8 protein-coding genes are annotated in these 12,562 nt (G+C 47.8%); all 8 read right to left on the reverse strand.

Features of this window, described 5'->3' with window-relative positions; translation table 11 throughout:
• Positions 1 to 23: 23 nt before the first annotated feature.
• The 8 genes from V6668_RS17920 to V6668_RS17955 all read right to left on the reverse strand — a co-directional run bounded on the left by V6668_RS17920 (position 24) and on the right by V6668_RS17955 (position 12,494).
• On the reverse strand, positions 24 to 2,696 hold the full coding sequence (locus V6668_RS17920; RefSeq protein WP_338706323.1) for a PBP1A family penicillin-binding protein: 2,673 nt from the start codon (positions 2,694 to 2,696) through the stop codon (positions 24 to 26).
• 170 nt (positions 2,697 to 2,866) lie between these two features.
• Positions 2,867 to 3,109, reverse strand: a complete 243-nt coding sequence (hfq, locus tag V6668_RS17925; protein WP_017687918.1) for an RNA chaperone Hfq — start codon at positions 3,107 to 3,109, stop codon at positions 2,867 to 2,869.
• 373 nt (positions 3,110 to 3,482) lie between these two features.
• Complete coding sequence (gene miaA / locus V6668_RS17930; protein WP_338706324.1) at positions 3,483 to 4,439, reverse strand: tRNA (adenosine(37)-N6)-dimethylallyltransferase MiaA; 957 nt, start codon at positions 4,437 to 4,439, stop codon at positions 3,483 to 3,485.
• On the reverse strand, positions 4,420 to 5,205 hold the full coding sequence (locus V6668_RS17935; protein WP_338706325.1) for a class I SAM-dependent methyltransferase: 786 nt from the start codon (positions 5,203 to 5,205) through the stop codon (positions 4,420 to 4,422). The genes miaA and V6668_RS17935 overlap by 20 nt, the downstream gene beginning before the upstream one ends.
• A gap of 17 nt (positions 5,206 to 5,222) precedes the next feature.
• A complete protein-coding gene (gene mutL, locus V6668_RS17940) occupies positions 5,223 to 7,451 on the reverse strand; it encodes a DNA mismatch repair endonuclease MutL (protein ID WP_338706327.1) in 2,229 nt (742 codons plus the stop codon).
• 21 nt (positions 7,452 to 7,472) lie between these two features.
• Positions 7,473 to 10,274 carry a DNA mismatch repair protein MutS gene (gene mutS / locus V6668_RS17945; RefSeq protein ID WP_338706329.1) on the reverse strand — a complete coding sequence of 934 codons (2,802 nt, stop codon included), beginning with the start codon at positions 10,272 to 10,274 and terminating at the stop codon, positions 7,473 to 7,475.
• Between the two features lie 207 nt (positions 10,275 to 10,481).
• Positions 10,482 to 11,732 (reverse strand): putative amidoligase domain-containing protein, encoded by a 1,251-nt coding sequence (locus V6668_RS17950; protein ID WP_338706330.1) that lies wholly within the window; start codon positions 11,730 to 11,732, stop codon positions 10,482 to 10,484.
• Between the two features lie 201 nt (positions 11,733 to 11,933).
• Positions 11,934 to 12,494 (reverse strand): outer spore coat protein CotE, encoded by a 561-nt coding sequence (locus V6668_RS17955; protein WP_017687912.1) that lies wholly within the window; start codon positions 12,492 to 12,494, stop codon positions 11,934 to 11,936.
• Positions 12,495 to 12,562: the final 68 nt, after the last annotated feature.

Consider the following 12,562-nt stretch of genomic DNA (forward strand, 5'->3'; position numbering starts at 1 on the left):
TAGCTATTTAGTGATTCATTGGCTTAGCCGCCGGTGCCAGCTTGGGAATCTGCAGGTGCATCTGTCCCTCCAGTATCCCCACTTGTTCCGCTGTCCGGAGTTACAACTTCGCCCGGCGTTGTTACGCCCCCGTCATCGGAACCTTCACCATTTCCGCCAGGATCTGTTGTGCCCTGACCAGGTGGGGTCGTATTGCCTTCCCCAGGTTGACCGTTTCCGCCGTTATTACCACCGTTGCCATTGTTTCCGTTATTACCATTACCATTACCGTTATTGCCATTTTCATTTCCATTTCCATTACCGTTACCGTTATTACCGTTCGAGTTGCCATTATCGGGTATACCATTGTCCGGATTCTCCGTACCTGGCTGCTCAGGATCAATCTCTGTTCCAGGGTCTATACCAGGATCAGGTTCCTCCGGCGGCACTTCCTGCGCTTCAATCATCAAGGAGATGGTGTTGGAAGGATCCGTCTCAAGTCCTGATGCCAAGTCGTAAGCTGTCACATAGTACTCATAGGTTAGCCCAGGCAACGCACTTAAATCTTGTGCATTGGTCGCTCCTATTGAATCAATGAGATGAGTGAACTGGGCTTCAGATGTTTCTTTCCGATAAATTCGATATTGCGTACTCGCGTCACCCGTTCCAGTCCAACTCAGGGAGACGGTTTGTGCATTTGGATCGTATGATCCACTCAGCCCACTAACGGACAGAGCCGGCTTTTCTGGTTCTTCTACTGGCGGAGGTGCCTGCCCTCCAGCTGGTGCTTTGAATTGCTTCACTGGAACGCCTTTTAAAGCATCTCCCATGACTTTGGCAAAGAAAGCTGCCGACAGCTTGCTGCTGTTCTTAAGCATATGATTGGCATCCGGATTGTCATAGCCCATCCAGACTGCGGCAGTCCATTCCGGGGTGTATCCAACAAACCATACATCACGGTTGGCACTGTTGCCAGAGATACCACTTTGAACTGTTCCTGTTTTACCCGCTACCGGACGATCCAGACGTGCTGAACGTCCCGTACCGTCATTAACGACGTTCTGCAGCATCTGTGTGAGCTGATACGCATTTTGCTCACTCATAACACGCGTTGTGTCCGAGTTATCATGTTTATAAGTGGTTTTGCCTGCGCTATCCTTGATTTCTTTAATCGCATAGGCTTGTCGGTATTCTCCGAGGTTGGCAAATGCACTATAGGCCTGCGCCATTTCCAGTGTATTTGTACCTTTACTTAGACCACCGAGGGCAATCGCCAAGTTTTTGTCTTCATCTGTCAGCTGTATGCCTACACTCTTGGCAAAATTAATGCCTGTGTTAACACCTATTTTATCAAGCAGCCAAACCGCAGGGATATTTTCCGACTTCGTAATGGCATCCGTCATACTGATCGTTGAAGAATATCCATGCAAGTTACCAGGACAGTAGTTACCAAAACATTGCTTCGCATTACTCAGCGACGAGTTGGCACTGTAATTTCCTGATTCAAGCGCAGGTGCATAAGACACAATCGGTTTAAAAGCTGAACCTGGTTGTCTTCGACTCTGCGTTACACGGCTATAACCTTTAGTCTGATAATCCCGTCCTCCTAGGAGGGCAACGAGGCTACCATTCTCATGGTTCATGATAACCATGGAGCCTTGAACCTGTTGATCGTCTTTACTTGCCTCGAACAGACTATCATCTGTGAAGGCAGTTTCCATGGCTGTTTGAGCCTGAGCATCCATAGTTGTATAGATTTTGTATCCGCCGATATTCAGATCATCTTCCGTTTTGCCTGTTACACGTTCAGCTTCACGGAGCACATAATCTATAAAACCTTGATACTTCCTGTCTTTCTCTGGTCGCTTGTAATTATAGTTAATCTCTTTTGCTTCGTCCATCTCCGCCTTGGTAATGTAGCCTTGTTCATACATCAGCTGCAATACCACACCTCGACGTGCTTTTGAGTCGTTTGGATTGCTCACCGGATTATAGGCAGAAGGCCCTTTCGGCATAGCTGCTAAGGTCGCGATTTGCCACAACTTCAACCTCTTGAGATCAGTAACTCCAAAATAAAATTCAGATGCTGCTTTAATCCCGTAACGCTGATGACCGAAGAAAATACGGTTTAGGTACATCGTCAGGATTTCGTCTTTTGTGTACTTGCGCTCTAATGCCATGGCAATCGATACTTCCGTTGCTTTACGGAAGAACGTTTTGTCACGGGACAAGAACATGTTCTTGGCAAGCTGTTGGGTTAGTGTACTACCACCTTCCACCATGGAACGAGCCATGACGTCCTTAACCGCCGCACGCCCAATGGACCAGATATCCACGCCCTGATGATCGTAGAATCGCTTATCCTCCGTTGCAACAAAGGCTTGCTTTACAAGCTCAGGAATATCGTCTTCTTTGACAGGTTCCAGCTTCTGAATGGATAGTTCCCCCATTAATTGGCCATTGCGATCATATACTTTTGAAGTTTCATTAATTGTGGTTTTGTCCTTATTGGCTTTGAGCAGATTTTCACCACTCACCATAATAAATAAATATCCGCCAAGTGCACAGAATATGGCGATTGCCATTGTGAAAAACAGTGTCCATCCAACGCGTTTACCCGTAATTTTTTTCTTTTTAGAGGTCTTTGGCTTCGCTTTTTTGGGTGACTTGTTATTGTTGTTGCGATTGTTAGACCTCGACAACGGATCGTTTGGCATGTTACCTCCTGACTCCCTTTCGGTTGCATAATTTCTAATCGTCTGTAGGCTCAGGCATATATTAAACATATTTTGCCCGGAATGAAAAGAACAACCCTTTATTCAGGTTGCTCTGTTTCAATACCTATACTTGTAGACGAAATGGTTGGTGAAAAGGTTTCGTAATTTTTTTAAGCTTCGCCGCTGTTATCTTGCTGCATCAGCGATACGCTGCGTTGCGGCGTGAACGTGGAGATGGCATGCTTGTAGACCATTTGCTGGCGTCCGTCGCTGTCAATGACGATCGTAAAATTGTCAAATGCCTTGATCGTCCCGCGGATTTGGAAGCCGTTGGTCAGATAGACCGTAGCAGGAATATTTTCTTTCCGCAGTTGGTTCAAGAACGTATCTTGGATGTTGATGGACTTGTTCATTAGCCGTACCCCCATTGGTTCATTTGAATTCGTGTTCAAGTAATATTCAATATCGCTGAGTAGCTTTCGTGCTATTATATCATGAACAGTTTCATATAATCCACAAAAACCCCTTGTCTGCTATTTTACCCCCATTCTTAGCGAGGTGAACAAATAGAAGACTTATCCATTATACACCGCTTGTCTGTTTTGCAAAAGAGGGACAAATTCTTCATTTTAAAGCACATTTATTCGTTGTTTGGCGAATGTTTAATCTCTACCATCTGTTCTAGTGATAAGTAAAAACCTCTATCCTTTTGATGACCAGAAGGTAGAGGTTTACATATCTTGACCTAATCGATGCCTGTCAGAAGAATACTAATATTCGCTTAAATCAATCAAATTTTTGTGTAATCAATTCACTTATCTGCTTGTATTTCCCTTCAAAATCCCGGGTATCCGTCATGTCCACCCATTCTATATCCTTCATATGGCGGAACCAGGAAAGCTGCCGTTTGGCAAACCGACGTGTATCCCTCTTCAACCACTCAACCGCAGCTTCCCAACTCACTTCCCCTTGCAGGAACGCTGCAATCTCCTTATACCCCAGCCCTTGCATGGAAATATGACCTCTGGCCACTCCGCGTTCCAACAGGGACTTCACTTCATCCACCAGACCTTGTTCGATCATAAGATCAATCCGCTCTTCTACCCGGGCGTACAACTTCTGCCGATCCATTGTCAAACCAACAATAAGAAGGTCATAAGGCGACTCTTTCTTCTGTACTGCCAGCTGATCAGACCACTTCTCTCCAGTGAGATGATGGATCTCAAGCGCACGTACAATTCGCCGCTGGTCATTCGGATGCAAACGGTCCGCACTAACTGGATCAACTTCCCTCAGTCGATCATGAAGGGCCTGAGCTCCATTTAGCTCAGCATAGCTGAATTGTTGCTCCCTGAACGCTTCGTCCGAACCACTATCGGAAAATTGAAAGCCGTAACATACCGATTCCACGTACAGACCGGTGCCCCCTACAATAAAAGGCATTTTACCGCGTTCGTGGATTTCACTAATCAATCGTGTGCAACTCTCCTGAAACTCAGCCACAGAATACGGATACTCCGGTTCATGGATATCAATGAGATGATGGGGTACACCCTTCATTTCTTCAGAGGTAATCTTGGCAGTTCCGATATCCATTTCACGATATACCTGCATCGAATCTCCTGAGATAATCTCACAATTGAAGGCTTGGGCAAGCTCAATGCTCATTCTTGTTTTGCCTACTGCTGTTGGTCCAACCAACACAAGCAGTTTAGGTTTTGGTCTAACTTCCACTTTCAACATTAATCACTCCGTACAGGGTTTTTGCATTCGCCCGATCAAGTATTTCAAATCCGAGCCTGTCAAACTCCGCGCTGCCGCGCTTTTCTTTCATGACTACCCGTTTACGGGCAACCCGTTTCGCTTCCATAATGCTCTGTTCATCCAGCGCGTGAGCATTTGCATAATCTCGCAAGGGCTGTATAGCACTTGAATCCATCATCGGTTCACGGAACATGGGGTCAAAATATACGGTATCACAGCTTCGATCCGGCAACGATCGAAGCAAATCGAGATGATTCGCATGATGCAGCTCAATACGCCGGAAAGCTTCATTTACCGCTGGCTTGATCGTCTCATATTGAGACATCCCCTCCACTAATAGTGTATATAGCGGAAGAGAGCTCTCACATGCAATCACCCGTCCACTTTTGCCCACTGCAACCGAGAACACCAGTGCATCCGTGCCCAGTCCGGCTGTACAATCGATGATGGTATCCCCTTCATTCACCGCCCCCGCCTCCAGCAGTGGATCAGGTTCTCCTCGCAATATACGTTTGGCACGAACAAATCCCATGCTGGGGTGGAACTCCAGCAACGGTGAATCCTTCCGAAATAGACGCACTTTACCCTGGAGTACAACCAGAACCTCCTCCGCCTCATAGTGTTCAATCATCATGGGCAGAGACATTTTATTACGGCGCACGTAAGTACCCCCTGTTGTTTCAGCAAGGTTTCGGGCCCGCTCCACAAGTAAAGACGCTTCCTTTTCACCGGTTGTAATATACATAGATTCCTCCTAAATAGCTACATAACACGTTTGAACAATTTTTCCAGATCATATGTCGAAAATGAAATCACAATCGGCCGCCCATGTGGACACGTATAGGGCTGACGACATGAACCCAGACGCTGAATCAGCACCTCTGCTTCCTGATCGGTCAGCTTTTGGTTCGCTTTGATGGACGCCTTGCACGAGCACATTATGGATGCAGCTTCTCGCATCTTGGCTACATCTATGCTGCGTTCACTAAGAACCCACTCGGACATTTCTTCGATAATGTCTTTCTCGTCCCCTTTGGGGAACCAGAACGGATGGGAACGCACGCGGAACGTCTGTCCACCGAAATGTTCCAAATATACACCCGCCTGTTCGAACCAGGCCAGCCTTGTTTTCAGTTTTTCCGTCTCCGAAGGTGTAAATTCCAGCGTAATCGGCAGCAGTAACTCTTGTGAGGCCTGGGCAGGGTTACCAAATTTCTCGTAATAGTACTCATAATTCACGCGTTCATGAGCGGCATGCTGATCAATCAAATATAAACCTTGGTCATTTTGGGCAATCAAATACGTACCATGATGCTGTCCGATCAGACTCAGCTCCGGAAATTCAGGCATGGAGGCATCTGATTTAATGGCAGCAGCAAGTTTAGCGGCATCAGGAAGACCTGAAGTTTTCCACGTCCGTTCACTTCGCGTAACTGAAGACGGATTATACGATGAACGTGCTTCCCTAACCGGTGAATTTACGGATTCGGAGCGATACGTAGCTGGTTTGCCTTCAGCCAACGGTTTTTCTGTTGCTCCACGATCCCCACCATCTTGAGAAGAGAGGTCAGATTTGGGAACAGTTTCGGTAGAACTTGTATTTGAACTTGTACTTACATCCTTAGTGCCGTCTTGCACGTTAGCGGATGTCTGCCCCCCGTCATAACTAGCAATCTTCTGCAAAATATCCCCATTCCAACTTTCTAACTGCACAGGGGGGTGTGTAATCTCAGGTGGAGCTTCGGGCAACGGCACTGAGTGACCCTGTTCAGATACTGTCTGTCCTGTGGTCACATCAGCCGGAGCATCCAAATCCAGATCATCATCTTCGGTAGCCAACTTCAGCGGTGCAGCAGTAGGTTTCCCAAGTGGCCCTTGTTGCCCATATCCTTCTGCATCAGATGCATCTTTCAGCGGACCACGTGGAAAGAGGAATTGTTCCTGGATAAAGGAACTATCGTCCCCACGTCGAATCTGCTGTTTTTTGACCTGTGGAATCAGTACCTCCTGCCGGAGTATACCCCGCAACGTCGTCTCTATAAATTCATACAGTTCTGGTTCCTTGCTAAAGCGAACCTCCAACTTGGCCGGATGCACATTCACATCCACAAGAGAGGGGTGCATCTCCAACTGCACCACGACAAGTGGGAAGCGATTGATGGGCAGCAAGGTATGGTAGGCTTTGAGAATCGCCTGATTGAGACCGTAATTGCGAACAAATCTCCCATTAACAATCGTTGACATACCATTACGATTCGCTCGTGTCCATTCTGGCAGGCTGATCAGCCCGCTCACCCGGTAATCCAGACTTTCACCCTGGATGGGAAGCATCGCTTTCGCTGCACTTGTCCCATAGATCGCTGCAACCACTTGCAGCAGATCGCCGTTGCCCAACGTCTGAAGCAGCACATTCTCATTATGGCGCAGTCGGAACGAAATGTTTGGATGAGACATCGCCATCCGGTAAAGGACATCTGATATATGTCCCAGTTCCGTCTGGATCGTTTTCATATATTTGAGTCTGGCAGGTGTATTGTAAAATAGTTCTCTCACTGCAAAATCTGTACCTTGGGGTGAGGTTGCGTCTTCATGAGTGCGAAGGTTCCCGCCTTCAATTACGATGCGGCGCCCCCGCCCATCATTGTCACTTGCCGACAATACCTCTACTTTGGACACGGCGGCAATACTCGCCAAGGCTTCGCCACGGAATCCAAGACTTGTGATCTGAAACAGATCTCGGCCATGGGCTATTTTGCTGGTCGCATGACGATAAAAGGCGGTTTCCATGTCCTCTGGCTCAATACCTGTACCATTGTCTTTGACACGAATACTGAGGAGTCCGCCCTCTTCCACCGTCACTTCAATCTTGGTGGCGCCTGCATCCACCGAGTTTTCGAGCAACTCTTTGACAACTGAAGCAGGCCGTTCGACCACTTCACCCGCCGCGATCTGGTTGGCAATATGTTCATCAAGCACATGTATTTTCGCCACAGGTTTTCCCCTCCCTTATACTCAGGATAATTGCTGTGCCTTCAATTTGAGATCATTCAATATCTGCATCGCCTGAAGAGGCGTCATATTCATGACATCGATATCTTTCATCGTACGGATGAATTCTCGCGCTGGTTTATCCACCGCAACTACATCCGGTTTCGTTGCCACATTCGGCTCATCATCTCCAAAGATGGACAGTTGAACCACATCCGAATGGTTTGCGCTGGACTGTCCTTTGCTGTTTGATTTCTTGGCATGTTGCTTCCCAACCGAATCTTCAATAGAAGGTGTGTACTCTGCACTCTCCTCAATCTCGTGTTCCCGGATCAATGGTTCTGAATCCGTGTGTTGGAATTCTACACCTTTTAATTTCAAGCCTGCTTCCTGCTTCTCATTCCCGATATATTCACTGCCCACTGCTACCTGAGCAGCCGCATGTTCAAACCCATGCAACAGTCCATTCGCCCGCTCAATAATGCTATCAGGCAGACCTGCAAGGCGTGCACAATAGATACCATAACTGCTGCTGGCTGCCCCGGCAATCAATTTGCGCAGGAAATTAACTTTGTCACCACTCTCCTGTACCGCCATCGAGTAGTTGGCCAGCTTATCCAGACTCTCCTCCAGATGAGCAAGTTCATGGAAATGAGTTGATACAAGAGCTTTACAGCCAATAATATCATGTACATATTCAATAACAGACTGAGCAATCGCCATACCTTCACTGGTCGACGTTCCCCGTCCCAATTCATCTATAATAATCAGACTACGTGGTGTGGCTTTGTCCGTCATGACCTGAATGTCGGCCATCTCCACCATGAATGTGCTTTGTCCACCAATGAGATCATCCGCGGCACCGATCCGTGTGAAAATGCGATCCATAATCGGCACCTCTGCCTGACCGGCAGGTACAAAACAACCCACTTGCGCCAAAATGGAGATTAAAGCAACCTGTCGCATATACGTACTCTTACCAGCCATATTCGGACCGGTAATCAGCAGAATACGTGCCTCTTCCTTGGTCATTGCCGTGTGATTGGCAATAAATGCGCCATCTCGCATAACCGCCTCAACGACCGGATGGCGTCCTTCTTCCACAACCAGATCATAACCGTCGGTCAACGTAGGACGTACAAAGTTTCGCTCAGCACTGATCACCGCAAAAGATTGATACACATCAATTTCCGCTACCTGTTCAGCCAGTTTCTGCAATCTTGCAATCTCTTTGTTCAGCCGCTCGCGCAGCTCTGCGAACAGCCCATACTCAATATCAACCATTTTGTCCTGAGCTTCGAGAATCAGCGTCTCTTTTTCCTTCAACTCCGGCGTAATGTAACGTTCTGCATTGGCAAGTGTCTGTTTACGTTCATAACGTCCCTCTGGCAGCGAGGACAGATTGGACTTGGTGATCTCGATATAATAACCAAACACTTTGTTATATCCAATCTTCAGCGATCGAATGCCTGTCGCCTCACGCTCTCGCGCTTCCAGCTCCGCAATCCACTGTTTCCCGTTAACCGAAGCCTCACGCAATTCATCCAGACGTTCATGGTACCCTTCACGAATCAGACCTCCGTCCCTTACCGATACCGGCGGCTCGTCCACAATGGCTTGCCCGATAGCTTCACGCAGATCATTGCAATCATCCATCGTTTCGGCAATATGCTGCAATGTTGCGGAAGTTGATCCTGCGCAATGTTGACGAAGTCCTGGAATTTTCTCCAACGATGACTTGAGCGCATTCAGGTCACGACCATTGGCATTACCGAACGCAATCCGGCCTACCAAACGCTCCAGATCATAGATATCTTTAAGTTCTGCCCTCAGGTCCTCACGCAATATAAACTGGTTGTACAGCGTATCCACTGCTTCAAGACGCTCATTAATCTTCCCTTTTTGCAACAATGGCTTATCGACCCAACGACGCAGCATTCTCGCACCCATGGACGTCTCGGTCCGATCAAGCAACCAGAGTAATGAACCTTTTTTGGAGCGTTCACGCACAGTTTCCACCAATTCCAGGTTCCGGCGGGTAAACGGGTCCAAGATCATGTAATGATCGGGCTCATACGTTGAGATTTGAGTTAATTGCCCCAGAGAACGTTTCTGTGTCTCACTCAGATAGGAGAAAAGACGTGCAATGCACGCTTGACGTTCAGGCTCTAATCTTGCCCACACAGCCTCGCCAAACTGCTGACGGACCAAATCTTCCTTATTTTTTGTCCACGACGTGTAGACCACCGGGCGACCGATTGGAGACGCCTCGGCTTCTACCGTTTCAAGCAGCGCTACATCCCCAACCAGCTCCGATGGTTCGTAGATGCCGATTTCATCCTTGAGCCATTCCTTGGAATAAGGTACGGATGTCACATATAACTCACCCGTTGACAGATCACAGGCCGCGAGCGCCAGCGTATTTTGATTACCTGTAAGACACACCATGTAGTTGTTGGATTTGTCACCCAGTGTCTTGCCTTCCATTACCGTTCCGGGTGTAACCACACGTACAATTTCACGGCGTACCATGCCTTTGGTTACACTTGCATCTTCCATCTGTTCACATATCGCAACTTTATATCCTTTTTCAATCAGACGCTGTATGTAATTGTCAGCCGAATGATAAGGTACACCGCACATCGGAATTTTGTCATCCGTGCCTCCGTTGCGTGCGGTCAGCGTGATCTCAAGTTCACGGGAAGCATTAATCGCATCCTCGAAGAACAATTCATAGAAGTCACCCAATCTAAAAAATAGAAAAGCATCTTGTGCTTCGGCCTTCACTTGCAAATATTGTTGAATCATTGGCGTATACTGAGCCATGATGAATATCCTCCATCCCGTTCCTATAATGTCAGGAAGAAACACGTCCTGGAAGGACAATAAGACGGTCAGGCACTGTGTTTACGCCTCCGCCTTATGTGTTGGCTAATCGCCACTTCCTTCAAAGGTTGCTGCTCCATATCTTCCGTAGTAGCTTATTACTCATAAAAGACTTGTTTCTTATTATATCAAAAAAACGTCCGTACTTCATGAACCTGCCCGAATATTCCAGAGTTTGCGAATATCGCGGCTCTCATCCCAAGTTCTTCCCAGTTTTAATTGAAGGATTAACGGAGAAGCATACCGTTCATAACGTTCATATTCATCCAACCTCTTCAGATCATCTACGAGTGCTGGGATGTGTTCCTTAATCACTTCGCGCTTTCCTTCATAAAATGCGGTATGAACCTCAGCTTTCGCCAACGGACGCTGCCGTAATTGAGTATACCCGCTCGCGATCAGACCTGCTAAGGCCACAACACCTTTTGCAACAAGGGGCGACACAAGAAAGCTGGGTAACGTACGATACTCAAACCCACCATAGGATTTCAGGCGAAAATCACCAAGTGCTCCATAACGGGGTCGTCTTCCCGATCCACGGGGGTCTTGCAGAAATGCCAGTGGCAATGCCAGATAATTGTCCAGTGCACGAAGCAGTTCCCCGGTAAGATTCATCCCGCTAAAATGAATATGACCGCCTAGAGGTAACCCACGCTGTGGCATCCCGCCTGCCTGCCAGATGAGTGAGTGATCACTAATGCTGCGGGAAGCGGCTGCGAATGCCCTCATCAGATGAGCCAGCAGTTCTCGTGGTTCGGAGCTGGGAGCCGGTCGCAGTTCGGCAACCGGATATATGCGCCGTCCACCAATCGTGACGGAATCACAGCCTGCCATTCCTGTACGTTCAAGAAATCTGGAGGCGGGTACGATTTTGGATTCCGGCATCTGCACCAGAAGAAACTCCGGGTCCATGCCGAGTATTGGAATAGGTCTGTGACTTACTTCCTCATCCAGCAGTTCCTGATGCTGCTTCCAGCTTTCCCTATAGGTAGTAGCAAGGTTGGTCACCCCTTTCCAGGGACATGGATCAATCGAAGTCACTGCACAACCGCCGTTCCCTGAGGATTCCATTCGAACAGCTCCATGATCCAGTCCTAGCGTATACAGCGTTTTGATCGCAAGTCGTTCTATGCGCTTGAACAAGGTTGAACTCGCTTCACGCTCCAACAGAGTTTCCTGTGCCCTTCCCATGCCACTAGTATCCTTACGTTTGATCCGAATCGCCTGCAGACAGCTTATCTCTACGTCATAGCGTACACGCAAGCCTGGTTCACGTTTGCGCCGATCGTGCAGTGACAATACTTCAATGCCTGCCTGTTTCAACCGTTCTGCACGTTCTCCAGAAGTCATCCTTTCATATCGGCGCAGCGCTTCCTCCGCTTGTTCCATCACATTCATTACGTGCCCCCTCCCGGATCATGCAACTAAAATAAAAATAACCCCGCAATGCGGAGCCTTCCCGTGAAAGGTATTCCAGGCACATTGCGAGGCTCGTTACCACCCATTTTTCAATATTTAAGAAGAAAGAGGGCTTACGCCCTCTTCACCGCGCCTTATGGCGCATATGATACCTTAGGTTATCAAATACAGGCGTCAAACTCACAGCTCATCGTCGAGCAGATCGGGATCGAGATCGTCATAATCTCCATCGGCACTGCCAAAGTCATAGTCCTTGTCTTCGTAGTCACCGCAACCATCTGTGCAGACCTTCACACAAACTTTGGTTTCGGCAACGAGTTCCACAGCGAATTCCCGTTCTACCCGGATAATTACACTGCTTCCACCTGCTGATACTGTGGCTTCCACACAGCTAGGTTCCTGCGTTGCATCCGCAGATACCTCCACTGTGGAAGTCCGGTGTTTCGGGTCCAGATAGGACAAAGGCACATGTTCTACATACGAGACCGTTTCTTTGGCTACATCCGTCTGAGAATTCTTGTCGTAGGAATACCAAATGTTGATATCGTAAGTACCAATAACTTCAATTCCGTCACCCGCTGATACGGCTTCATATTGGTGGTTGATAATCCAAGCCCCCAAAATACTTGTCGGACCATTTGGCGGAGTCACGGTATGTGTTACGGTAGAGAACTTACGACCTTTGCCGCAGATCGCCTTCGTGATAATCTCTCTACATTGATGTTTATGACTCAATGACATCTTTAAACCTCCTCCATACAATCATTCACTACAAGTGTATGCAGGGCATTCGTCTAGGGTGACAACTA

This window comes from Paenibacillus amylolyticus (genome assembly GCF_036894225.1).
Classification (GTDB): domain Bacteria; phylum Bacillota; class Bacilli; order Paenibacillales; family Paenibacillaceae; genus Paenibacillus; species Paenibacillus amylolyticus.

Coding starts and splice junctions, on each gene's coding strand:
- V6668_RS17920 (WP_338706323.1), bottom strand. CDS start 2,696: ATGCCAAACGATCCGTTGTCGAGGTCTAACAATCGCAACAACAATAAC.
- hfq (WP_017687918.1), bottom strand. CDS start 3,109: ATGAACAAGTCCATCAACATCCAAGATACGTTCTTGAACCAACTGCGG.
- miaA (WP_338706324.1), bottom strand. CDS start 4,439: ATGTTGAAAGTGGAAGTTAGACCAAAACCTAAACTGCTTGTGTTGGTT.
- V6668_RS17935 (WP_338706325.1), bottom strand. CDS start 5,205: ATGTATATTACAACCGGTGAAAAGGAAGCGTCTTTACTTGTGGAGCGG.
- mutS (WP_338706329.1), bottom strand. CDS start 10,274: ATGGCTCAGTATACGCCAATGATTCAACAATATTTGCAAGTGAAGGCC.
- V6668_RS17950 (WP_338706330.1), bottom strand. CDS start 11,732: ATGAATGTGATGGAACAAGCGGAGGAAGCGCTGCGCCGATATGAAAGG.
- V6668_RS17955 (WP_017687912.1), bottom strand. CDS start 12,494: ATGTCATTGAGTCATAAACATCAATGTAGAGAGATTATCACGAAGGCG.